The sequence below is a fragment of the Streptomyces sp. NPDC026589 genome (genome assembly GCF_040638385.1).
Lineage (GTDB): Bacteria > Actinomycetota > Actinomycetes > Streptomycetales > Streptomycetaceae > Streptomyces.
This window is the reverse complement of the sequence record NZ_JBEZYG010000004.1, coordinates 359538-383113: the sequence shown is the minus strand read 5'-3', so window position 1 is coordinate 383113 and position 23576 is coordinate 359538. Positions and strand designations below refer to the sequence as shown.

Below are 23576 nucleotides of genomic sequence, written 5' to 3'. Positions count from 1 at the left end.
TCGGGGGGGCGGGCCGGGACCGTCAGAGGCGGCAGGCGTGGATGGCCGTGGTGAGGATGGCGCGGGCGCCGAGCTCGTACAGGTCGTCCATGATCCGCTGGGCCTCCTTGGCGGCGACCATGGAGCGGACGGCGACCCAGCCCTCGTGGTGCAGCGGGGAGATGGTCGGCGACTCCAGGCCCGGGGTGAGGGCGACGGCGCGCTCCAGGTGCTCGACGCGGCAGTCGTAGTCCATCATCACGTAGGACCGGGCGACCAGGACGCCCTGGAGGCGGCGGAGGAACTGCTGCACCTTGGGGTCGTCGGCGGGGGCGCCGTTGCGGCGGATGACGACGGCCTCGGAGGTCATGATCGGGTCGCCGATCACTTCGAGCCCGGCGTTGCGCAGGCTGGTGCCGGTCTCCACCACGTCGGCGATGATCTGGGCGACGCCCAGCTCGATGGCGGTCTCGACGGCGCCGTCGAGGTGGACGACGGAGGCGTTGACGCCCGCCTTGTCGAGGTGGGCGGCGACGATGCCCTCGTAGGAGGTGGCGATCGTCATGCCGTCGAAGTCCTGCGGGCCCGCCGCGGTGCCGGGCTTGGTGGCGTAGCGGAAGGTGGAGCGGGCGAAGCCGAGCTGGAGGATCTCCTCGGAGTCGGCCCCGGAGTCCAGCAGCAGGTCGCGGCCGGTGATGCCGATGTCGAGCTTGCCGGAGCTGACGTAGATCGCGATGTCGCGGGGGCGGAGGTAGAAGAACTCGACCTCGTTCCCGGGGTCGACCAGGACCAGTTCCTTCGACTCCTTGCGCTGCTGGTAGCCGGCCTCATGGAGCATCGCCATCGCAGGCCCGGAGAGTGAACCCTTGTTGGGGACGGCGATGCGCAGCATGAGGTCGGCTTCCTTCGTGCGGAGGGAGTGTGCGGGCGGTTTCGCGGTGGTGTCGCCCGGGCCGGGCCCGGGCGACGGCGCTGAGGTCGGCTCAGAGATGGGCGTAGACGTCGTCGAGCGAGATGCCGCGGGCGACCATCATCACCTGGACGTGGTACAGCAGCTGGGAGATCTCCTCGGCGGTGGCTTCCTTGCCCTCGTACTCGGCCGCCATCCAGACCTCGGCGGCCTCCTCGACGACCTTCTTGCCGATGGCATGCACGCCCTTGCCCACCAGTTCGGCGGTGCGGGAGGTCGCGGGGTCGCCCTCGGCGGCCTTGAGCTGGAGCTCGGCGAAGAGCTCTTCGAAGGTTTTGTCAGCCATGATGGTCCTCAGAATACGGGGTCGCGGGAGGGCACTCAGCGCCAGGGTTCGTTGACGGTGCGCAGCGTGGCCGCGGTGGCCACGGCGGCGGTGACCGCTTCGTGCCCCTTGTCCTCGTTGGACCCTTCGAGGCCGGCCCGGTCCAGCGCCTGCTCCTCGGTGTCGCAGGTCAGTACGCCGAAGCCGACGGGAACACCGGTGTCGACGGTGACCTGGGTGAGGCCGAGGGTGACGCCCTGGGAGACGTACTCGAAGTGGGGAGTGCCGCCCCGGATGACCACGCCGAGGGCGACGATCGCGTCGTAGCCGCGTCCGGCGAGCACCTTGGCGACGACGGGCAGCTCGAAGCTGCCCGGGACGCGGAGGAGGGTCGGCTCGTCGATGCCCAGCTCGCGCAGGGCGCGCAGGGCGCCGTCGACGAGTCCGTCCATGACCTTCTCGTGCCACTGGGCCGCGATCACGGCCACGCGCAGGTCGCCGCAGTTGCGTACGGACAGTTCGGGTGCACCCTTGCCGCTCATGTCTCTCCTGTTGCTGGTTACGTGGTGTTCGGTGGTTCGCGTTACTGGTTGGCGCAGGTCGACGCGGGGGCGCCGTCCAGCCAGGGCAGGTCGTGGCCCATGCGGTCGCGCTTGGTGCGCAGGTAGCGCAGGTTGTGCTCGCCGGCCTGGACGGGCATGGGTTCCCGGCCGGTTACGGCGAGGCCGTGGCGGACGACGGCGGCGGTCTTGTCGGGGTTGTTGGTCATGAGCCGCAGGCTGCGCACGCCGAGGTCCGCGAGGATCTGGGCGCCCGCCGCGTAGTCGCGGGCGTCGGCGGGCAGGCCGAGCTCCAGGTTGGCGTCGAGGGTGTCCACGCCGCGCTCCTGGAGTTCGTACGCGCGCAGCTTGGAGAGCAGGCCGATGCCGCGTCCCTCGTGGCCGCGCAGGTAGACGACGACGCCCCGGCCCTGCTCGGTGATGCGCCGCATGGAGGCGTGCAGCTGGGGGCCGCAGTCGCAGCGCTGGGACTGGAAGATGTCGCCGGTCAGGCACTCGGAGTGGATCCGGACGAGGACGTCCTCGCCGTCGCCGATGTCGCCGTGGACCAGGGCGACGTGCTCGACGCCGTCGACGCTGGAGCGGTAGCCGTACGCGGTGAAGTCGCCGAACGCGGTGGGCAGCCGGGTCTCGGCCTCGCGGCGGACGGTGGGCTCGTTGCTGCGGCGGTAGGCGATCAGGTCCTCGATGGAGATGATCGTCAGGCCGTGCTTGCGGGCGAAGGGGATCAGCTCGGGCAGCCGGAGCATGACGCCGTCCTCGCCCGCGATCTCGACGATGGCCCCGGCGGGGCGGAGTCCGGCGAGCCGGGCGAGGTCGACGGCGGCCTCGGTGTGGCCGTTGCGGGCGAGGACGCCGCCGGAGCGGGCGCGCAGCGGGAAGATGTGGCCGGGCCGGACGAAGTCGCCGGGGCCCGCGACGCCGCCGGCGAGCATGCGCAGGGTGGTGGCGCGGTCGGCGGCGGAGATGCCGGTGGTGACGCCGTGCGCGGCGGAGGCGTCGACGGAGACGGTGAACGCGGTCCGCATCGACTCGGTGTTGTGCTCGACCATCTGCGGCAGGTCGAGGCGTTCCAGCTCGTCGCTCTCCATGGGCGCGCAGATCAGACCGCGGCACTCGCTCATCATGAAGGCGACGATCTCCGGGGTGGCCTTCTCGGCGGCGATGACGAGGTCGCCCTCGTTCTCGCGGTCCTCGTCGTCCACGACGACGACGGGCCGGCCGGCGGCGATGTCGCGGACGGCCTGCTCGACCGGGTCCAGGGAGAGGTTCTCGGGGAGCGGTTCGTGGTCGGGGTGCAGCCAGGTGGGCTGGGCAGTCATGCCGTGGCTCCTTCCAGAGCGGGTGTCCGCGTACGCAGCCACCAGTCGCGCATCCCCCACAGGACGAGGGCGCCGTAAAGGACGTAGACGAAGCCGGAGAAGGCGAATCCGTTGGCGAAGTTCAGCGGGACGCCGACCAGGTCGACGAGGAGCCAGGCGAACCAGAACTCGACCATGCCGCGGGCCTGGGCGTACATCGCGACGACGGTGCCGACGAAGATGTACGCGTCCGGCCAGGGGTCCCAGGACAGCGACGGGAAGGCGGTGAACAGGCCGCCGACGGCGAGGGTGCCGAGGGCGGCGGCGCCGATCAGCACACCGCGCTCGCGCCAGGTGGCGAAGCGGACGGCTATGGAGCCGTCCTGGGCCTGCTGCTTGCCGCGGTTCCAGGACCACCAGCCCCACAGGGCGACGACGATGACGACCAGTTGCTTGCCCGCGCTGCCGGAGAGGTGCGCGGAGGCGAAGGCGACGAGCAGGATCACGCCGGAGAGGAGCTGGGCGGGCCAGGTCCATATCGAGCGCCGCCAGCCGAGGGCCAGGGCGATCAGGCCGACGAGGTTGCCGATCATGTCCGACCACTTGATGTGCTGGCCGAACACGGTGAAGGCCTCGGAGTTGAGCCAGTTCGCCGCGTTCATCGCGGGTCCTGTCCGGCCCGGTCGCCGAGCAGCCGCTCGACGTACTTGGCCAGCACGTCCACCTCCAGGTTGACCGGGTCGCCGGGCTGCTTGCGGCCGAGCGTGGTCAGGGCGAGGGTGGTGGGGATGAGGCTGATGGTGAAGTGGTCGGCCGCCGCGTCGACGACGGTGAGGCTGACGCCGTCGACGGTGATGGAGCCCTTCTCCACGACGTACCGGGTCAGCTCGGCCGGCAGGGAGACCTTGACGAGCTCCCAGTGCTCGGAGGGGGTCCGCTCGACGATGGTGCCGGTGCCGTCCACATGGCCCTGGACGAGGTGTCCGCCGAGCCGGCCGCCGAGCGCCATCGGGCGCTCCAGGTTGACCCGGGAGCCGGTGGTGAGCGCGCCGAGGCTGGAGCGCTTCAGCGTCTCGGCCATCACGTCGGCGGTGAACTCGCCGTCGGCGGTGTCCACGACGGTGAGGCAGACGCCGTTCACCGCGATGGAGTCGCCGTGCTCGGCTCCCTCGGTGACGACGGGGCCGCGCAGCCGGAAGCGGGAGGCGTCCGCCAGCCGCTCGACGGCGGTGACCTCACCCAGTTCTTCGACAATTCCGGTGAACACTCAGTTTCCCTTCCGAGCAGGGGCGGGGACGGCGGTGATGCGCAGATCGGGGCCGATCGGCACGGTCTCGGTCACATCGAGGCGCAACGCCTCGGCGATCGTGGTGATTCCGGCGTCGGCGAGGGCGGCGGGGCCCGCGCCGAGCAGCACCGGGGCGAGATAGCCGACGACCTTGTCGACCTTTCCCGCGGCGACGAACGCGCCGGCGAGGGTGGGGCCGCCTTCGAGGAGTACGGAGAGGACGCCGCGCTCGTGCAGGGCCCCGAGGAGGGCGTCGAGGTCGAGGCCGGGTCCGGCGGCGGCACGGGGCAGGCGCAGCACGGCGGCCTCGGGAAGGTGACCGGCGGGGGCGTCGTCGGCGACGGCGACCAGGGTGGGCGCGGTGTCGTCCAGGATCCGGGCGCCGGGCTTCACGGCGGTGGCGTTCGTGTCGACGACGACCCGCAGCGGCTGGGTGACGCCGTCGGTGCCGCGTACCGCCAGCTGGGGGTCGTCGGTGCGGGCGGTGCCGGAGCCGACGAGCACGGCGTCCGCCTCGGCGCGCAGCCGGTGGACGTCGGCGCGGGCCTCGGGCGAGGTGATCCAGCGGCTGGTGGCGTCGGCAGCGGCGATCCGGCCGTCGAGGGTGGCGGCGTACTTCCACAGGACGTACGGCCGCCCGAGGCGCACCGAGGTCAGCCAGGCGGCGTTGCCCGCCTCGGCCTCCTCCGCGAGGAGGCCCTGCTCGGCCAGGATCCCGGCGTGGCGCAGGGTGCCGCCGCCGCCCGCGGCCCCGGGGTTCGGGTCGGCGACCGCGTACACGACGCGGCTGATCCCGGCGGCCAGGAGGGCCTGGGAGCAGGGGCCGGTGCGGCCGGTGTGGTCGCAGGGTTCGAGGGTGACGTAGGCAGTGCCGCCACGGGCCCGCCCGCCGGCCGCGCGCAGGGCGTGGACCTCGGCGTGCGGTCCTCCGGCGCGCTGGTGGAAGCCTTCGCCTGCGACGGCTCCGGCGGCGTCGGTGATCACACATCCGACGACCGGATTGGGGCTGGTGGAGCCGAGACCGCGCGCCGCGAGCGTGATCGCTCGGCGCATGGCGGTGATGTCGGCTGCGGTGTCCACCGGGTCCTCCTGCCTCTTCGGGCACGGACTCCGGGGCCTGTCGATGACGACAGATAGAGCGGCTCACCAGCGGAAACGCCGAAAACCCGAGAACGGGAACGCCAGGAACGCACGGCGCCACGGGAGACTCCCGGCCATGCGTCCGCCGACGGCGGCGTACCGATGACAACCCGCCGCGCACTGCCTCCCATCCGGACTTTCACCGTCGGTCCAGGAATCTCACCTGGTCAACCGGCCGCTGGCTGCGGTCGGGTCGCGGACTATAACCGCCGGTTCGGAATTGCACCGACCCCGGAGTGCGCTGCTACTGGTACGGAACCAGTCTGCCACGGACGTCTCACGGCCATGCGGGTGAGCACTGTGGGCTGGGTCACAGGACACGTGGCGTGAATCCGTTGGCGAGAACCCGACAACGTAGTCATCGGGGCGCCACAGGGAAGCCACAGAGGAGCCACAGGGAACCCGTCGGAAAAGTTGACGCTTAAAGGTCCAGACCTATTGACGCACTGGTCTAGTCCTCTTAATCTCTGCGTCACCTCCGAGGTTCGGTCCGGCGGTGTGCGCACACCGGGACCCACACGACCCACCCCCTTTTGCCAGTTGTGTTCTGCCGACCTCCCCAGGAGGAACGACCACATGCTGTCCCCCACCCGAGCGAGAGCCACCCTGCTCGCCGCCGGCGCCGCCGTCGCCGGACTGCTGATGAGCTCACTCGCCGCAGGTCCGTCGGCCGCCGCCGACCAGACCTCCTGTCGCCCCGACGGGCTTTACCAGACCCCCGGCGTCGACGTCCCCTACTGCTCCGTCTACGACGCCGACGGCCGAGAGATGATGGGGGCCGACCACAAGCGCCGCGTGATCGGCTACTTCACCAACTGGCGTACCGGCAAGGACGGCAAGGACGCCTACCTGGTCCCGGACATCCCGTGGGACAAGGTCACGCACCTCAACTACGCCTTCGCGCACGTCGACGGCTCCAACAAGCTCTCGGTCGGCCCCGACAGCGCCGACAACGCCTCCACCGGCATGACCTGGCCCGGTGTCGCAGGCGCGGAGATGGACCCGGCGCTCCCCTACAAGGGGCACTTCAACCTGCTGACGAAGTACAAGAAGAAGCACCCGAACGTGAAGTCCCTGGTCTCCGTGGGCGGTTGGGCCGAGACCGGCGGCTACTTCGGCCCCGACGGCAAGCGCGTCGACTCGGGCGGCTTCTACTCGATGGCGACCAACGCCGACGGCTCGGTCAACCAGAGCGGCATCAACACCTTCGCCGACTCGGCCGTCGATTTCATCAAGAAGTACGGCTTCAACGGCGTCGACATCGACTACGAGTACGCGACGACCATGAAGGACGCGGGCAACCCGCTGGACCACACGCTGTCCAACGGCCGCCGCGCCGGGCTGGTCAAGGGCTACGACGCCCTGATGAAGACGTTGCGCGAGAAGCTCGACCGCGCGGGCGCCGCCGACGGCAAGCACTACCTGCTGACCGTCGCCGCCCCCTCCTCCGGCTACCTGCTGCGGGGCATGGAGACGTACCAGATGCAGAAGTACCTGGACTACGTCAACATCATGTCCTACGACCTGCACGGCGCCTGGAACGAGTACGTCGGCCCGAACGCCTCCCTGTTCGACGACGGCAAGGACGCCGAGCTGGCGCAGGCGAGCGTGTACTCCACCTCGCAGTACGGCGGCACCGGCTACCTCAACACCGACTGGGCCTACCACTACTTCCGCGGCTCGATGCCGGCCGGCCGGATCAACATCGGCCTGCCGTACTACACCCGCGGCTTCAAGAACGTGCAGGGCGGCACCGACGGCCTGTGGGGCAAGGCGGCCACGACCGACTGCCCGGCGGGCGCGGGGCTGACCAAGTGCGGTGACGGCGCTGTCGGGATCGACAACCTCTGGCACGACAAGGACACCAACGGCAAGGAATCGCCTGCCGGTTCCAACCCGATGTGGCACGCGAAGAACCTGGAGAAGGGCATCGTCGGCGACTACGTCACCGACTACGGCTTCCCCGCGAACACCCAGCTGACCGGCACGTACGTCCGCAAGTACGACTCCACGCTGGTCGCGCCGTGGCTGTGGAACGCCCAGAAGAAGGTGTTCCTCTCCACCGAGGACGAGCAGTCGGTGAAGGCCAAGGCCGACTACGTCGTGGACAAGGGCATCGGCGGCACGATGATCTGGGAGCTGGCGGGCGACTACCAGTGGAACGCGGCCAAGGGCCAGTACGAGACCGGCTCGACGCTGACCACCGCGATGTACGACGCGTTCAAGTCGGCCACCCCGTACGGCGCGAAGCGCTCCACGATCGACCTGCCCACCCAGGCCGTGAACATCGACGTCTCCTTCGGACAGTTCCCGCTGGGCGACTCCAACTACCCGATCAGCCCCAAGCTGAAGATCACCAACCGGACCCAGGCCACGCTGCCCGGCGGTACGGAGTTCCAGTTCGACTACTCCACCTCCGCCCCGGCCAACGCCAAGGACCAGTCCGGCTTCGGCACGACGATCATCCGCAGCGACCACACGGCGGCCAACAACATCGGCGGCCTCAAGGGCGACTACAACCGCGTCTCGCTGAAGCTCCCGGCCTGGCAGACGCTGGCCCCCGGCGCCTCGGTGGAGCTGGACTTCGTCTACTACCTGCCGACCTCCACACCGTCGAACTGGACCGTGACCTTCGGCGGGAAGTCCTACTCCCTCGCCGGTGACCTGGCGCGCGGCACCACCGTGGTCGAGCCCGGCACCGGGACCAACCCCACGCCGACCCCGACCCCGACGCCGGACCCGACCGGTCCGACGCCGACCCCGACCCCGACGCAGCCGGGCGGCACCTGCTCGGCCCCGGTCTGGAACGCGGCCACCGAGTACGGCGGCGGCTCCACCGTGAGCCACGGCGGCCACCAGTGGAAGGCCTCGTGGTGGACGAAGGGCGAGACGCCCGGATCCGCCGGCCAGTGGGGCGCCTGGAAGGACCTCGGCGCCTGCTGAACCCTTCTCCGACCGCCCGGTGGTGAGCGGCTCCACCCCTCCGTTCACCACCGGGCGTCCGGCCCTGTCGTCCCCGGCCCCGGCGTCCACCGCCGGGGCCGGGGGCGTTGCCGGGGCCGGGGCCGGGGCAGCTGACCGGCCCCGGGCGCTTTCCGGCGGCCCGGACTCCGTTCTGGCAGGCTGGCACCATGACGACGATGCTGGTCACCGGCGCCACCGGAACCCTCGGCCGGCAGGTCGCGGAGCGGCTGGGCGCCGAAGGGGCCGACGTCCGCGGGCTCAGCCGCCGCTCCCCCTCGTACGCCGTCGATCTGCGCGACGGCAAGGGCCTGGACGCGGCGGTCGAGGGGGCGGACGTGATCGTCCACTGCGCCACGACCCCGCGCGGCGACGACCGGGCGGCGGGGTTCCTCATCGACGCGGCGGAGCGGGCCGGGACGCCGCATCTGCTCTACATCTCGATCGTGGGCGTGGACCGGCTGCCGCTGGGCTACTACACGGTCAAGCGCCGGGTGGAGCGGATGATCGAGGACTCCGGTCTCGGCTCGACGATCCTGCGGACCACACAGTTCCACGACCTGGTCCTGCGCATCCTCTCCGGCGCGGCGAAGCTGCCCGTGCTGCCGGTGCCCTCCGGTGTGCGGGTCCAGCCGGTCGACAGCGGCGAGGTCGCCGACCGGCTGGCGGCCCTGGCGCTACCTGGACCGTCCGGCCGGGTGCCCGACCTGGGCGGCCCCGAGGTCCGCGGGCTCACGGAACTGGCCGGGACGTTCCTGCGGGCCACCGGACGCAGGCGGCGGGTGGTACCGGTCCGGCTGGCCGGCAAGGCGTACGCGGGCTACCGGCGCGGCGACCACCTGGCGCCCGGGCACGCCACGGGGACCGTGACGTTCGAGGAGTTCCTCGACCACCGCCACCGCCACCCGGCCTGAGCGGACCGATCCGCCGACGCCACCCGTGCTGAGCCGGACCGGCCCGCCGCCGCCTACGCGGAGCTGCGGTCGGCCGCCGCCAACGCGGAGCTGCGGGCCGCCGGTCAGCCCTCCGGCGCGAACAGCGCGTCCTGCGCCGCGTCCCGGGCGGTGATCAGCGCACCGCGCAGCACGGCCCCGTCGCCCAGCGAACCGGCCCGGACCTCGGTCCGCAGGGGTGACATCGCGGCCAGCCGCTCCTCGACCCGGGCGGCGAACGCGGGACCGCCCGCGTGGCCCACGGCCCCCGCGAGCAGGACGCAGCCGGGGTCGAGCACCGAGACGACGGCGGCGGCGCCCAGGGCGAGGCGGTCCGCCAGCTCCTTCAGGAAGGGCTCGCCCGCCTCCCCCGCGCCCAGGGCGGTCCGCACCGCGTCCACGGCCGCCGCCTCCTCCCGGCCGCCGGTCACCGCGCCGGGGTCCACGAGGCCGTGCGCGACGGCGAGTTCGCACAGTGCGGCGGAGCCGGCCAGGGAGTGGAAGCCGCCCTCGCAGTTGACCGCCGAGGGCGGCCCGCTCACGCCGGGGACGGGGAGGAAACCGATCTCGCCCGCGCCGCCGGACGCCCCCTGACGCAGCTTGCCGTCCAGCATGACGGCGGCCCCGATCCCCTGGCCGAGCCAGAGCAGGACGAAGGTCTCCCGGTCGCGGGCGGCGCCCGCCCGGTGTTCCGCGACGGCCGCGAGGTTGGTCTCGTTCTCCACCAGGACGGCGGCGGGAAGCCGCCGCTGGAGCTCCCGGACCAGGCCTCGGTGCCAGGCGGGCAGGCCGGTGGTGTCGCGCAGTTCGCCGGTGCCGGGGTCGATCAGCCCCGGCGCTCCGACCCCGACGCTGTGCAGCGGGACGGACCCCGCCGCGCGGGCTGTGCGCTCCAGAAGGGCGACGGCCCGCTCGACGGCCGGCTCGGTGCCGGTCTCGCTGCCGATGGGCAGGGAACCCTCGGCGAGCGTGGCCCCCAACAGGTCGGTGACGACCACGCTGACGCTTCCGAGCCGTACGTCCAGCGCCGCGAGATGGGCCCGGTCGGCGACGATCCCGTACAGCCGGGCGTTGGGTCCGCGGCGGACGGCCCCGGACTCGCCCACGACCTGGATCAGCCCGGCCCTCTGGAGCCGTTCGACGAGGTCGGCGACGGTCGGGCGGGAGAGTCCGGTCAACGTCTTGAGCTGGGTGGCCGTCAGCGGGCCGTCCTGCTGGAGCAGCCGCAGGGCGAGCCGGTCGTTGATGGCCCGAGCCGTGCTCGGTGATGCGGGCATACCGAGATCCTTCCAGATCGCCGCCCCGCCGCTTGCCGGGGCCGGGCGGCACAGTAACGGCTATTTATCAGGCAGGGTTCCTGATAGTTTACGGCCCGCATCGTCGCACGGGGCGCCGGGACCGCCGGCATCCGAGAATTCCCAGGGGAGAGATACGACGGCATGAGAGACGACCCGACCGTCACGGTCTACAGCACGGAGCAGGTGAAGCGGGCGCGGATCGCCATCGCCGCGGTCTTCACCGTCCACGGGGCGGTGACCGGCAGTTTCGCGACCCGGATGCCGTGGATCCAGGACCACGCCGGAGTGAGCGCGGGCCAGCTCGGGCTGGCGCTGGCGTTCCCGGCGATCGGCGCGTCGATCGCGATGCCGCTCGCCGGCCGGATCAGCCACCGGTTCGGCGCGCGGACCGCCCTGCGGGGGCTGCTGGCGCTGTGGACGCTGGCGCTGATCCTGCCCGCGCTCGCGCCGAGCCTGGTCACGCTGTGCGCGGCGCTGTTCGTCTACGGGGCGACGGCCGGGATGTCCGACGTGGCGATGAACGCCCTGGGCATCGAGGTGGAGAACCGTCTCGACAAGTCGATCATGTCGGGCCTGCACGGCATGTGGAGCGTGGGCGCGCTGATCGGTTCGGCGGCGGGCACCGTCGCCGCGCACACCGCGACCGACGCCCGGCTGCACCACGCCATCGCCGCCCTGGTGCTCACGGCCCTGGGGCTGATCGCCTGCCGGGGCGTCCTCGATCTCAAGAGCCGCCCGGACGAGGAGCCGCCGCCACGTTTCACGGTGCCGCCGAAGTCGGCTCTGATCATCGGGGCGATCGGGTTCTGCGCGGTGTTCGCGGAGGGCGCGAGCCTGGACTGGTCGGCGGTCTACCTGCGGGATGTCCTGGACAGTTCGGACGGTCTCGCCGCGGCGTCCACCACGGCGTTCACCCTGACGATGGCCCTGGCCCGGATCGCCGGAGACCGGATCGTCGACCGTTTCGGCGCGGTCCGCACGGTGCGGACCGGCGGGCTGATGGCCACCGCGGGCGGGCTGCTGGTCGTGTTCTCGCCCTCCCCCGCGGCCGCGATGTGCGGCTTCGCGCTGCTGGGCCTCGGTGTGGCGGTCGTGGTCCCGCTGGCCTTCGCGGCGGCCGGGCGCAGCGGGCCGAACCCGAGTCAGGCCATCGCGGGCATCGCCACCATCACGTACACCTCCAGCCTGATCGCCCCCTCCGCGATCGGCTCGCTGGCCGAGGCCACCTCGCTGGTGGTGTCGTTCGGCGTGGTGACGGCGCTGGCCTTCGGCCTGGTGCTGGGCGCCGGGGTGCTGCGATCGGCCGACCGCAAGGTCACCGGATCGGCGGCCGGAAGCGGTACGACGGCGAAGAGCGCGGCCGAGAGCTGACCGGGCGGGGCTGCGGCACGCACGGGTACGGCGGCGCGGGACGCGGTACGGCGGCGGGCGGGTGCGGCGGTCGGCGGCGTGGTACGGCAGGCCGGGACGCGGTACCGCGGCGCGCGGCGGGAGACCTCCGCGCGCCGGCCGCCCGGCGCACCACTACCATGACGCTGATCTTTTCCGCAGGTGAACACCGAAGACCGGGTCGCAGACCGGCCGGCACACCGAGCAGACCTTCAGGGAGCATCCATGAGCCTCGGCGTGCGCTGGACCTTGCACGGCGACGGGAAGACACCGGCGCCCGGGGCGGTGGTCCGCCCCGACGAGCGGCTCTCCTGGCCCCGTACGTTCGGACTCGGCGCACAGCACGTGGTGGCGATGTTCGGGGCGTCGTTCGTCGCGCCGGTCCTGATGGGCCTCGACCCGAACCTCGCGATCATGATGTCCGGCGTCGCGACCATGATCTTCCTGCTGGCGACCAAGGGGCGAGTGCCCAGCTATCTGGGCTGCTCGCTCTCCTTCGTCGGCGTCGCGGCCACGATCCGGGCGGGCGGCGGCGATGTCGCCACCATCACGGGCGCGGTGTTCGTGGTCGCGGTGGCCCTCTTTCTCGTGGGTATCGTCGTGCGGCGGTTCGGCGCGCGGATCATCCACGCGGCGATGCCGCCGGTGGTGACGGGCGCGGTGGTGATGCTGATCGGCTTCAACCTGGCGCCGGTGACCGCGTCGACGTACTGGCCGCAGGACCAGTGGACGGCGCTGGCCGTGATGCTGTTCACCGGTCTCGCCGTGGTGTGCCTGCGCGGCTTCCTCTCCCGGATCGCGATCTTCCTGGGGCTGGTCTTCGGATACGCGCTGTCCTGGGTCCTGGACCTGACGTTCGGCAAGATCCACTCGTCGGCGGGCGGTGGCGAGGCCACCGACCACTGGCGCCTCGATCTGTCCGCCGTCGGCTCGGCCGACTGGATCGGGCTGCCGTCCTTCCACGCGCCGAGCTTCGAGTGGTCCGCGATCCTGGTGGCGCTGCCCGTGGTGATCGCGCTGATCGCGGAGAATGCCGGGCACGTGAAGGCCGTGGGCGAGATGACCGGCGACTCCCTGGACGACAAGCTCGGCACCGCCATCGCGGCGGACGGCGCCGCGTCGATGCTCTCCACCGCCGTCGGCGGGCCGCCCAACACCACGTACTCCGAGAACATCGGCGTGATGGCCGCGACCCGCGTCTACTCCACCGCCGCGTACTGGGCGGCGGCATGCTTCGCGCTGCTGTTCGGTCTGTGCCCCAAATTCGGCGCGGTCGTCGCCGCGATCCCGGGCGGAGTCCTCGGCGGGATCACCGTGATCCTGTACGGGATGATCGGCCTGCTCGGTGCGCAGATCTGGCTGAACGGCCGGGTGGACCTGCGTAATCCGCTCAACCTCGTCCCGGCGGCCGCGGGCATCATCATCGGCGTCGGCGGGGTGAGCCTGAAGATCACCGACAACTTCGAGCTGGGCGGCATCGCGCTCGGCACGATCGTCGTGATCACCGGTTACCACGTGCTGCGGGCCTTCGCCCCTGCCCATCTCAGGACGCAGGAACCGCTGCTGGACTCCGGCACCTCCGCGTACGACGAGAGCGCGGACGACGAGAGCGCGGACGTCACGAGTTCCGGCGACGGCGACAAGGGCGCGGGGCCCCGGAAGTCCTGATCCTGCGGGCGCTGCTCCGGGACCCCGACCGCCGGGTCCCGTCTCGGGCGCCCGCCCCGCTGCCGCTGACGCACCCGGGCCCCGCTCAGTCCTCGGGGAGTTCCACCGGGGCGATCTCGTCGAAGACGTCGCCGGGCCCGGGGTTGGTCGCGTCGGTCGCCCCGCCGAACTGGTGCATGACGCCCCAGACGGCGTTCAGCGCGGTCTGCACCGCGCCCTCGGCCCAGCCGGCCGTCCAGGAGATGTCGTCGCCCGCCAGGAACAGGCCCCGCTTGTCGGCGGGCAGTCCGTCCTGCATGAAGTGGGTGAACAGTCGTCGCTGGTAGCGGTAGTGGCCGGGCAGGTTCGCCTTGAACGCGCCCATGAACCAGGGCTCGTTCTCCCAGGAGACGGTGACCGGATTGCCGATGATGTGGCTCCGGACGTCGACGTTCGGGTAGATCTCGCCGAGCGACTTGAGCATGACCTCCATGCGCTCCTTCGGGGAGAGCGGCAGCCACTTCAAGCTGTCGTCGCACCACGTGTAGGAGAGGCAGATGACGGCGGGCCTGTCGGGGCCGTCGTCCAGGAGGTAGGTCCCCCGGGTCATCCGGTCGGTGAGCGTCATCGACATGGTGTCGCGGCCGGTGGCGTTGCCCTGGCCGTCGACGGCCTTGTCCAGCCAGAACGGCCGGTCGACCGGGACGAACAGCTTGGACGACTCCATGTAGTGGGTGCGCTCCATCGCCGTCCAGTGGTCGATCGGGAAGAGCGCGTCGTCGCAGTCGATCTTGGAGAGCAGCAGCCAGGACTGGCCGGTGAAGACCGCGGCCCGGAAGGTGCGGATGTCTCCGGTGGCGTCGGTGACCGTGATGCGGTTGCCCGCGGTACGGGTCAGCCGGGTCACGGCGGGACGTGGCTCGCCCTCGTGCAGGGAGGCCAGCGAGGTGCCGAGCGGCCAGTGGACGATCTTCTGCGGCTCGCGGTCCCACAGGCGCAGCGGGAGCTGCTGGCTGCCGCCGACGATGCCGCGGTGGTGGTCGTCGGCCTCGGTGTAGACGACGCGCAGGATCTCCAGGATGGAGTTGGGGAAGTCGGTGTCCCAGCCGCCGGTGCCGAAGCCGACCTGCCCGAAGATCTCGCGGTGCCGGAAGGACCTGAACGCGTCGGAGTCGCAGAGGAAGCCGTAGAACGTCTGGTTGTCGAGCCGCTCGACGAGCTGCGACCAGATCTCCCGGATGCGCGGTACGTCGCGCTCGCGCAGCGCCCGGTTCATGTCGGAGAAGTCGGCGCCCTGCTCCAGAGCGGCGCTCCACGCCTCGGCCACGTCGCGGTAGACCTGCGGCAGGTCGTCGATGGTCTCGGCGTAGTGCGACTCGCCCTTGAGGTCGACGACGGTCGAGGGCGTCGCCGGGGAGAGCGGGTTGGGGAAGGGCCGGGTCTCCAGGCCCACCAGGTCGATGTAGTGCTGGAGCGCCGTGGAGGAGGGCGGGAAGCGCATGGCGCCCATCTCGGCGGTGAGCGAGGGGTCGCAGCCGTCGAAGCCGACGGTGCGCAGCCGGCCGCCGATCCGGTCGGCCTCGTAGACGACGGGCCTGAGGCCCATCTTCATCAGCTCGTACGCGGCGATGATCCCGGAGAGCCCGCCGCCGATGACGGCGACCTCCTGGCCGTGCTCGGTCGCCGGTATCTGCCCGAGGCCCGCCGGATGGGCGAGGAAGTCGTCGTACGCGTACGGGAAGTCCGGCCCGAACATGGTGATCGGCGGGGCGGTCGCGTCGGTGTGCTGGACGGCGTTGGGCACCGTGGACGTCATGGGGTACGGACTCCTTGCGCGGTACGGAAGTTCGGGGAGGAGGCGGGTTCAGGCGAGGGAGCCGTACAGACCGGGGCGGCGGTCGCGCAGATACGGGTTGGCGGCGCGGGAGGCGGCCAGGAGCTCCGGGTCCACCTCGCCGACGACGAGTTCCTCGCCGTGCCCGGCGCGGGTGCGCACGGTGCCGTCGGGGCCGGCCAGACAGCTGAGCCCGACGAACTCGAACGCGCCTTCCTGACCGGTGCGGTTGACGTACGCCACGTACATCTGGCTCTCGAAGGCCCGTACGGGGACGACGGATTCGGCGACGAACTGGAAGGGGTGCATCTGCGCGGTGGGCACCAGCAGCAGATCGGTGCCGGCGAGGGCGTGCGCCCGGACGTTCTCCGGGAACTCGACGTCGTAGCAGATCAGCAGGCCGACGCGGATGCCGTCGAGGTCGGCCTGGACGACCGACTGGTCGCCGGGGGTGAACCACTCCTGCTCGAAGCACCCGAACAGGTGGGTCTTGCGGTAGTTCGCGAGGCGCCCGCCGTCGGGGCCGATGAGCTGGGACGCGTTGAAGATCCGCTCCCCGTCGCGCTCCGGGTAGCCGTAGAGGACCGCGAGGCCGTGGCGTACGGCGATCTCGGCGACGGCCCCGGCGCCGGGGCCGTCGGCGCGTTCGGCCAGCTCGGGGACGGCGTCGCCGATGGCGTATCCGGTGAGGAACAGCTCGGGCGAGACCAGCAGCCGGGCCCCCGCACCGGCGGCGCGTGCGGCGGCCTCGTCCAGCACCTTCAGGTTCTCGGCGACGGCACCCGGGCGTCCGGAGCTCTGGAGCAGGGCGGTGCGCAACGACGGCATGGCTGACCTCGGGCGGTGCGGGCGGGGTGGGGAGACGTATCGAAGGTACGTGGCCCCGATCGGCCCGGACAAGGCGCGAGTGTTGCGCACCAACCGTTGATTCGTTGCGTGGGGAGGGCCTGGCGCGGCGAATCGTTGCGCGGGGCGTCCTCGCAGGTCAACGGGGTGACGTGCGCCACTGCCGGGGGAACCCCGGGTGGCGCGCCTCAGGCGGGCGGGCCCTCCGCCGAGTACCGCCGCAGCAGCGGCGAGAGCACCAGGACGGATTTGGTGCGCTCGACGTACGGCTCTCCCGCGATCCGCTCCAGGACCTGTTCGAAGTGGCGCATGTCGGCGGCGAAGACCTGCACCACCGCGTCCGCCTCCCCGGTCACCGTCGAGGCCGAGGCGATCTCCGGGTAGCGGGCGAGGCCCTGCCTGATGGCGTCCGGGGAGGTGTTGCGGCTGCAGTAGATCTCGATGAAGCCCTCGGTCTCCCAGCCGAGCGCCGCCGGGTCGACCCGCACGGTGAAGCCGGTGATCGCCCCCTCGGCCCGCAGCCGGTCGACGCGGCGCTTCACGGCGGGGGCGGAGAGGCCGACGATCGCGCCGATGTCGGCGTAGGAGCGCCGGGCGTCTTCGGCGAGGGCGTGGACGATGCGTTCGTCGAGGTCGTTCAGGCGCACGTCGGGCGGTTCACTTCTCTGCGATGGGTCGGCTTGCGGGAGGCGGAGCGTGCCGCCTCCCGCAGTAGACCATGCGCCGCCGTCGCGGGCGTGCCCGGCGTGATGGGGTCCCGGCCGGCCGGGCCGGGGGCGGGAGGCGCTCAGAAGGGGAACTGCGAGCGGCCGTGCTGGATGGAGATCCACTTCTGGGTGGTGAAGGCCTCGACCATCGAGTCGCCGTTCAGCCGGCCGAGGCCGGAGCTCTTCTCGCCGCCGAAGGGGACGATCGGCTCGTCGTGGACGGTGCCGTCGTTGATGTGGATCATGCCGGTGTGGATGCGCTGGCCGATCCGCACCCCGCGCTCGATGTTGCCGGTGTGGACGGCGCCGCTGAGGCCGTACGGGGTGTCGTTGGCGATGCGGACGGCCTCGTCCTCACCGTCGAAGGGGACCAGCAGGGCGACGGGGCCGAAGATCTCCTGGTGCAGGACGGGCGAGTCGGCGGCGAGACCGGTCAGCACGGAGGGGCTGACCAGGTTGCCGTCGGCGCGGCCGTGCAGCAGCGCCGTCGCCCCGGCCGCCACGGTCTGGTCGACGAGCTTGGAGATGGACTCGGCCTGCGAGGAGTTGATCAGCGGCCCGATCTGGGTGGCCGGGTCGGCGGGGTCGCCGACGGTGAGCGAGGCGACCTTGGCGACGAACTTCTCGGTGAACTCCGCCTCCACGGCGCGGTCGACCAGGATGCGGTTGGCGGCCATGCAGACCTGGCCCTGGTGGACGTACCGGCTGAAGACCGCCGCGTCGACGGCGTAGTCCACGTCCGCGTCGTCGAGCACGATCAGGGCGCTGTTGCCGCCGAGTTCGAGGACGGCCCGCTTGAGGTTCCGGGCACAGACGGTGGCGACGTGACGGCCGACCTTGTCCGAGCCGGTGAAGGAGATGACCTGCGGCACGGGGTGCTCCAGCAGGGTGTCGCCGATCTCCGCGATGTCGGTGATCACGACGTTCAGGAGCCCGGCGGGCAGCCCCGCGTCCTCGAAGATCCTGGCCAGCAGGGTGCCGCCGCAGATCGGGGTGTTCTGGTGCGGCTTGAGGACGACGGCGTTGCCGAGGGCCAGCGCGGGGGCGACGGACTTGAGGGAGAGCAGGAACGGGAAGTTGAACGGGCTGATCACGCCGACGACGCCGACGGGCACGCGGTAGACGCGGTTCTCCTTGCCCTCGGTCGGCGAGGGGAGGATCTGTCCGGCGGGGCGCAGCGCCAGCTGGATCGCCTCGCGGAGGAACTCCTTGGCCAGGTGCAGTTCGAAGGCGGCCTTCAGCCGGGTGCCGCCGAGCTCGGCGACGATCGCGTCGCTGATCTCCGGCTCGCGCTCCTCGACGAGGTGCAGCGCCTTCTCCAGGACGGCCCGCCTGCTGTACGGGTTGGTGTCCGCCCACGCCTGCTGGGCGCGCTCGGCGGCGCGGTAGGCCTGGTCGACCTCGTCGGCGGTGGCGACCGGGATCGAGGCGAGCTTCTCCCCGTCGAACGGGTTGAAGTCGATGATGTCCCAGGACCCCTTCCCCGGCCTCCACTCGCCGTCGATGTACTGGTGGGCCAGGTCAGTGAAGAAGGACATGAGATCCCTTACCGCAGAGAGGCGGGCAGCTGAGTGAGCTTCATATTACTTACCATTCAACGAAGTTGAAGCGCACCCCCGGCCCGCTCCCGGAGCCCGAAAACGACCCTGCCTCCTCCGGCGCGAAGTACCGGAGGAGGCAGGGTCGTTGCGGTGACTCCGGGATCAACTCCAGCTGGCGTGGAGCGGCTTGCCCTCGGCGTAACCGGCGGCGCTCTGGACGCCGACGACCGCCTTCTCGGCGAATTCGGCGAGGGAGCCGGCGCCGGCGTAGGTGCAGGAGGAGCGGACACCCGCGATGATCGAGTCGACGAGGTCCTCGACTCCCGGGCGTGTCGGGTCGAGGAACATCCGCGAGGTGGAGATGCCCTCCTCGAAGAGCGCCTTGCGGGCGCGGTCGTACGCGGACTCGTCCGAGGTGCGGTTCTTCACGGCGCGGGCCGAGGCCATCCCGAAGGACTCCTTGTAGAAGCGGCCGTCGGCGGACTGCTGGAGGTCGCCGGGCGACTCGTACGTCCCCGCGAACCAGGAGCCGATCATCACGTTGGACGCGCCGGCGGCGAGCGCCATCGCGACGTCGCGCGGGTGCCGGACGCCGCCGTCCGCCCAGACGTGCTTGCCGTGCTTCTTCGCCTCGGCGGCGCACTCCAGGACGGCGGAGAACTGCGGGCGGCCGACGCCCGTCATCATCCGGGTGGTGCACATGGCGCCGGGGCCGACGCCGACCTTGATGATGTCCGCGCCCGCCTCGATCAGGTCGCGCACGCCCTCGGCGGCGACGATGTTGCCCGCGACGATAGGGACCCGCGGGTCGAGCGCCCGGACGGCCTTCACCGCGCTGATCATGGACTCCTGGTGGCCGTGGGCGGTGTCCACGACGAGGACGTCGGCGCCCGCGTCCAGGAGCTGCTTGGCCTTGCCGGCCACGTCACCGTTGATGCCGACGGCGGCGGCGATGCGCAGCTTGCCCTCGGCGTCGGTGGCGGGGGTGTAGAGCGTGGCGCGCAGGGCGGCCTTGCGGGTGAGGATGCCGACGAGGCGTCCCTGCGCGTCGACCGCGGGGGCGAGCTTGCGGTTGGCGCTGTCGAGCTTGTTGAAGGCGTCGCGCGGGTCGATGTCCGCGTCGAGCAGCACCAGGTCCTTGGACATGACCTCGGAGAGCTGGGTGAAGCGGTCGACGCCCGTGAGGTCGTGGTCGGTGACCACACCCACCGGACGGCGGTCGGCGTCGACGACGACGCCCGCGCCGTGGGCCCGCTTGGGCAGCAGGGACAGCGCGTCGGCGACGGTCTGGCCGGGGGCCAGCTCGATCGGGGTGTCGAGGACGAGGTGGCGCGTCTTGACCCAGGAGATGACGTCGGTGACGACCTCGATCGGGATGTCCTGGGGGATGACGACGAGGCCGCCCCGGCGGGCGATGGTCTCGGCCATCCGGCGGCCCGCGATGGCGGTCATGTTGGCGACCACGAGCGGAATGGTGGTGCCGGTCCCGTCGGGCGACGAGAGGTCCACACCTTGCCGGGAGCCGACTGCGGAACGGCCCGGGACCATGAAGACGTCGTCGTACGTGAGGTCGTACGGGACCGCGGGGGACTCTGTGTAGCGACCGGTGCCCGGCTCAAGAAAACGCATAACACTCATTTTTTCATACGAAACGGTGCAGGTCGTTTCCACGAAGACACAACAAAGGACCCCCGCGTTCGTCTCTTCCTCCGAAGAGGCGCGAAAAGGCGGTCGGGGGCTCCGGGCAAGTGGAACCTGCCTTACCCACGGACCCTACCCGAACAGGATTCGAATCATTCGTGATCACCATCCCTGGACCGGGTGACAAGGGGTCAGGTAGCTTCAAACCCGCAGGTCCCGTGGGTGTCCGAAGCGTCGATCGGCTCATCGCCACCCCTGGGCACACCGTTTGACCGGAGAGGATCCCGATCCGCCTGTGGACAGCGAACTGCCGGACATCTACTGCCCGTTCCCGCAGCGGACCAACCCGCACGTGGCGCATACCCGTGGGCATCTGGACAGCTGGACCAGACGGACGGGTCTGGTCCACCGCGAGTCCGCGAGGAACAGATTCGAACAGGCCGATTTCGGGGCGTTCGTCGGCATGGTCTATCCGACGGCCGACGAGGAACACCTCGATCTGGTGGCCGACTGGTTCGTCTGGCTCTTCCTGGTCGACGACCAGCTCGACGACGGCCACCTCGGACGTTCGCCCGACCGGGTGAGAGACGTCGTCGACCGGATGCGCGCGGTGGTCGACGGGTCCGCCCCCGAGCCACTGCCGGGCGAGGACGTCCCGGCGGCCGTGACCGCCCTGGCCGACCTGTGGAAACGTACGATGCCGAACGCCGCCCCGCACTGGCGGACCCGGTTCGCCTGGCACCTGGTCACCTACCTCACGACCGCCACGACCTGGGAGGCGGGGAACCGCGCCGAGGACGTGGTGCCATCGGAGGACACGTACATCGCCAAACGGCGGCACACCGGGGCCATCCACGTCTGCATGGACCTCATAGAGATCGTGGCGGGCATCGACGCCCCGGAGTCGATCCACAACGACCCCCGCTTCATCACCGCCCTGGAAGCCGCGTGCAACCACGTGTGCTGGGCCAACGACGTGTACTCCTTCGAGAAGGAGCAGGTGCTCGGCGAGATCCACAATCTCGTCCACCTGGTCCGCCATCACCGGGGCTTCGGGGAGCAGCGGGCGCTGGACCACGTCGCGGAGCGCCTCGCGAGGGAGACCGAGCGGTTCCTGACCGCCGAGGACGAGCTGCTGGAGCTGTATCCGGAGCTGTCCGGGATGCTGGTGCCCTACCTCGACGGGATGCGGAGCTGGATGCGCGGCAACCTGGACTGGTCACGCCGGACGCCGCGCTACAACCCCGCCGACGTGGGCCAGTACGAGGAGCCCGAGGAGTATCTGGAGGAGACCGTGCTGGGCGTTCCGTCCGCGCGCACCGAGACCGCCGCCGCCCCGTGCGTGGCCAAGGCCCCGCCGGCGGGCTGACGCGGGCCGGGACGGGCCGAGGGCCGTGCACCGGACGCGGTGCACGGCCCTCGGTGTGTTCCCGCCTGTCACTCCCCGTCGGGGTCGGCCCGCTCCAGTGCCGGACGGACACCCGCGGGGGACTCGGTGAGCAGGAAGTCGGCCGCGGCGGTGTCCGTCACCAGGCTGGTGACGAGTCCGGAGCGCAGCACCGCGCCGATCGCCGCCGCCTTGCGCAGACCACCCGCGATCGCGACCACCTCGGGGATCCGGCGCAGCCGGTCCGCCTCCACGGTGATGCAGCGTTCCCCCAGGTCACGGCCGACCCGGCGGCCGTCGGAGTCGAAGAGGTGCGCGGACATCTCGGCGGCGACGCCGAGCGAGGCGTAATGGGCGCGTTCGGCGTCCGAGAGCATGTCGTGGACCGTGGAGATGCCCGGCTCCCAGGAGCCGATGGAGACGGCGGCGACCGTCACCTTGTCGAAGTACTCGAAGGCCCGGGCGATGCCGGTCTGCTCGCGCAGCGCGGCGGCCGTCGCAGGGTCGGGCAGCAGCATCGGTGCGTAGATGGGGTGCGCCTCGCCGCCGGAGACCTGCGCCGCCCGGCGGACCGCCTCGACCGAGCCGCGCTCGGCGGTGCCCGCGTCGTACACGCCGGTCAGCTGGACGACCGTGCACGGCGGGAGCCGGTCGAGGGCGGCCGCCATATGGATGGTGGAGCGTCCCCAGGCCAGGCCGAGTACATCGCCCTCGACGACCAGCTCGCCGAGGAGGTCGGCCGCGACCTCGCCGAGGTTCTCCGGGTCGGGGGCGTCCTCCTGTTCCTCGGCCGGGGACTCGACGACCACCGCGTGCCGCAGCCCGTAACGGGCCCGCAGGGCGTCGGAGCGTTCGGCGTCCAGCTCGGCCGGTACCCGGATCTCGATGCGTACGAGATCGCGTTCGAGGGCGGTCTCCAGGACCCGGGCCACCTTGAAGCGGCTCACGCCGAACTCCTCGGCGATCTGGATCTTGGACTTGCCCTCCAGGTAGAACCGGCGGGCCATGGCCGCCGCCTGCACCAGCTCCGCGGGTCCCATCCGCATGGCTGACCGACCCGCCGAGATGCCAGACACCGCGATCTCCTCACTGCTGTTCACACGCCCGATACGCCGTTCATCCTGTCAGATCCGGCGATCCTTGATCGGCCCTGTCGGACCGCGTTCATCTGCCCTTGGTTCAGTGTCCGCATGCCCAGGGGGCGACGGCCGTGACCGCGTCCGCCTGTGCCCGCAGCTCCCGCACCGCCGCGGCCGGGTCCTGCGCACCGTAGACCGCGGAGCCCGCCACGAAGACGTCGGCGCCGGCCTCGGCGCAGCGCTCGATGGTGGTGGCCGACACCCCGCCGTCGACCTGGAGCCACAGTTCGAGACCGTGCTTGCTGATCAGCTCCCGGGTGCGGCGGATCTTCGGCAGCATGATGTCCAGGAAGGCCTGGCCGCCGAAGCCCGGCTCGACCGTCATGATCAGCAGCATGTCCAGCTCGGGCAGCAGGTCCTCGTACGGCTCGATGGGCGTCGCCGGCTTGAGAGCCATCGAGGCGCGGGCCCCCTTCGCCCGGATCTCCCGCGCCAGGCGCACCGGAGCCGCCGCCGCCTCCGCGTGGAAGGTGACGGACCCGGCCCCCGCCTCCACGTACTGGGGGGCCCAGCGGTCCGCGTCCTCGATCATGAGGTGGCAGTCCAGCGGAGTGTCCGTGGCCTTGCTGAGCGCCTCGACGATCGGCACGCCGAGGGTCAGGTTGGGCACGAAGTGGTTGTCCATGACATCGACGTGGAGCCAGTCCGCGCCTTCGACGGCCTCCGCCTCCTCGGCGAGACGCGCGAAATCGGCGGACAGGATGCTGGGGTTGATCTGCGCCATGACCCAAGCCTGCCACGTCTCCCGCCG

General features: G+C 71.3%; 20 protein-coding genes and 1 riboswitch. Of the genes, 5 read left to right on the top strand and 15 right to left on the bottom strand.

Going from position 1 to position 23576, the window contains the following annotated elements:
* Window positions 1-22: 22 nt before the first annotated feature.
* The 7 genes from hisG to ribD form a co-directional block, all read right to left on the bottom strand.
* Complete coding sequence (gene hisG, locus AB0F29_RS09875; RefSeq protein ID WP_361869454.1) at window positions 23-871, bottom strand: ATP phosphoribosyltransferase; 849 nt, start codon at window positions 869-871, stop codon at window positions 23-25.
* A gap of 91 nt (window positions 872-962) precedes the next feature.
* A complete protein-coding gene (locus AB0F29_RS09870; RefSeq protein WP_018960585.1) occupies window positions 963-1235 on the bottom strand; it encodes a phosphoribosyl-ATP diphosphatase in 273 nt (90 codons plus the stop codon).
* Between the two features lie 35 nt (window positions 1236-1270).
* Complete coding sequence (ribH, locus tag AB0F29_RS09865) at window positions 1271-1756, bottom strand: 6,7-dimethyl-8-ribityllumazine synthase (protein ID WP_018960584.1); 486 nt, start codon at window positions 1754-1756, stop codon at window positions 1271-1273.
* Between the two features lie 41 nt (window positions 1757-1797).
* Window positions 1798-3096 carry a bifunctional 3,4-dihydroxy-2-butanone-4-phosphate synthase/GTP cyclohydrolase II gene (locus AB0F29_RS09860; protein ID WP_361869450.1) on the bottom strand — a complete coding sequence of 433 codons (1299 nt, stop codon included), beginning with the start codon at window positions 3094-3096 and terminating at the stop codon, window positions 1798-1800.
* Window positions 3093-3737, bottom strand: a complete 645-nt coding sequence (locus tag AB0F29_RS09855) for a nicotinamide mononucleotide transporter family protein (protein WP_050359349.1) — start codon at window positions 3735-3737, stop codon at window positions 3093-3095. Before AB0F29_RS09855 ends, AB0F29_RS09860 begins: the two co-directional genes overlap by 4 nt.
* Window positions 3734-4342, bottom strand: a complete 609-nt coding sequence (locus AB0F29_RS09850) for a riboflavin synthase (RefSeq protein WP_361869448.1) — start codon at window positions 4340-4342, stop codon at window positions 3734-3736. The genes AB0F29_RS09855 and AB0F29_RS09850 overlap by 4 nt, the downstream gene beginning before the upstream one ends.
* A complete protein-coding gene (ribD, locus tag AB0F29_RS09845; protein ID WP_361869445.1) occupies window positions 4343-5443 on the bottom strand; it encodes a bifunctional diaminohydroxyphosphoribosylaminopyrimidine deaminase/5-amino-6-(5-phosphoribosylamino)uracil reductase RibD in 1101 nt (366 codons plus the stop codon).
* Window positions 5444-5616: 173 nt separating this feature from the next.
* A riboswitch (FMN riboswitch) is annotated at window positions 5617-5747 on the bottom strand.
* 332 nt (window positions 5748-6079) lie between these two features.
* Here ribD and AB0F29_RS09840 point away from each other — a divergent pair.
* Entirely contained in the window at window positions 6080-8446 is a 2367-nt protein-coding gene (locus AB0F29_RS09840; RefSeq protein WP_361869443.1) for a chitinase C-terminal domain-containing protein, read from the top strand.
* A gap of 188 nt (window positions 8447-8634) precedes the next feature.
* Window positions 8635-9378, top strand: a complete 744-nt coding sequence (locus tag AB0F29_RS09835) for an SDR family oxidoreductase (RefSeq protein ID WP_361869441.1) — start codon at window positions 8635-8637, stop codon at window positions 9376-9378.
* 104 nt (window positions 9379-9482) lie between these two features.
* Here the strand turns inward: AB0F29_RS09835 and AB0F29_RS09830 are convergent, their stop codons facing one another.
* Complete coding sequence (locus AB0F29_RS09830) at window positions 9483-10673, bottom strand: ROK family transcriptional regulator (protein WP_361869438.1); 1191 nt, start codon at window positions 10671-10673, stop codon at window positions 9483-9485.
* A 162-nt stretch (window positions 10674-10835) separates the two neighbouring features.
* On the opposite strand from AB0F29_RS09830, the gene AB0F29_RS09825 reads away from it, so the two are divergent.
* Window positions 10836-12065 (top strand): MFS transporter, encoded by a 1230-nt coding sequence (locus AB0F29_RS09825; RefSeq protein ID WP_361869435.1) that lies wholly within the window; start codon window positions 10836-10838, stop codon window positions 12063-12065.
* A gap of 243 nt (window positions 12066-12308) precedes the next feature.
* Window positions 12309-13751, top strand: coding sequence for a solute carrier family 23 protein (locus tag AB0F29_RS09820; protein ID WP_361869433.1), 1443 nt, complete (start codon window positions 12309-12311; stop codon window positions 13749-13751).
* Window positions 13752-13836: 85 nt separating this feature from the next.
* On the opposite strand, the gene AB0F29_RS09815 is transcribed toward AB0F29_RS09820, so the two are convergent.
* The 5 genes from AB0F29_RS09815 to AB0F29_RS09795 form a co-directional block, all read right to left on the bottom strand.
* Window positions 13837-15546, bottom strand: a complete 1710-nt coding sequence (locus AB0F29_RS09815) for an NAD(P)/FAD-dependent oxidoreductase (protein ID WP_361869430.1) — start codon at window positions 15544-15546, stop codon at window positions 13837-13839.
* 48 nt (window positions 15547-15594) lie between these two features.
* A complete protein-coding gene (locus tag AB0F29_RS09810; protein WP_361869428.1) occupies window positions 15595-16392 on the bottom strand; it encodes a carbon-nitrogen hydrolase family protein in 798 nt (265 codons plus the stop codon).
* A 206-nt stretch (window positions 16393-16598) separates the two neighbouring features.
* Window positions 16599-17057 (bottom strand): Lrp/AsnC family transcriptional regulator, encoded by a 459-nt coding sequence (locus AB0F29_RS09805; RefSeq protein WP_018960553.1) that lies wholly within the window; start codon window positions 17055-17057, stop codon window positions 16599-16601.
* 140 nt (window positions 17058-17197) lie between these two features.
* Complete coding sequence (locus AB0F29_RS09800) at window positions 17198-18655, bottom strand: aldehyde dehydrogenase family protein (protein ID WP_361869426.1); 1458 nt, start codon at window positions 18653-18655, stop codon at window positions 17198-17200.
* A gap of 165 nt (window positions 18656-18820) precedes the next feature.
* The gene (locus AB0F29_RS09795) at window positions 18821-20287 is read right to left on the bottom strand and encodes a GuaB1 family IMP dehydrogenase-related protein (RefSeq protein ID WP_361869423.1); all 1467 of its coding nucleotides are present in this window, start codon (window positions 20285-20287) and stop codon (window positions 18821-18823) included.
* Window positions 20288-20594: 307 nt separating this feature from the next.
* Here AB0F29_RS09795 and AB0F29_RS09790 point away from each other — a divergent pair, with 307 nt between their 5' ends.
* Complete coding sequence (locus AB0F29_RS09790) at window positions 20595-21668, top strand: terpene cyclase (RefSeq protein WP_361869421.1); 1074 nt, start codon at window positions 20595-20597, stop codon at window positions 21666-21668.
* Between the two features lie 68 nt (window positions 21669-21736).
* On the opposite strand, the gene AB0F29_RS09785 is transcribed toward AB0F29_RS09790, so the two are convergent.
* Window positions 21737-22732, bottom strand: coding sequence for a sugar-binding domain-containing protein (locus tag AB0F29_RS09785; RefSeq protein WP_018960549.1), 996 nt, complete (start codon window positions 22730-22732; stop codon window positions 21737-21739).
* Window positions 22733-22865: 133 nt separating this feature from the next.
* Window positions 22866-23549, bottom strand: coding sequence for a ribulose-phosphate 3-epimerase (gene rpe / locus AB0F29_RS09780; RefSeq protein ID WP_361869419.1), 684 nt, complete (start codon window positions 23547-23549; stop codon window positions 22866-22868).
* Window positions 23550-23576 lie beyond the last annotated feature (27 nt).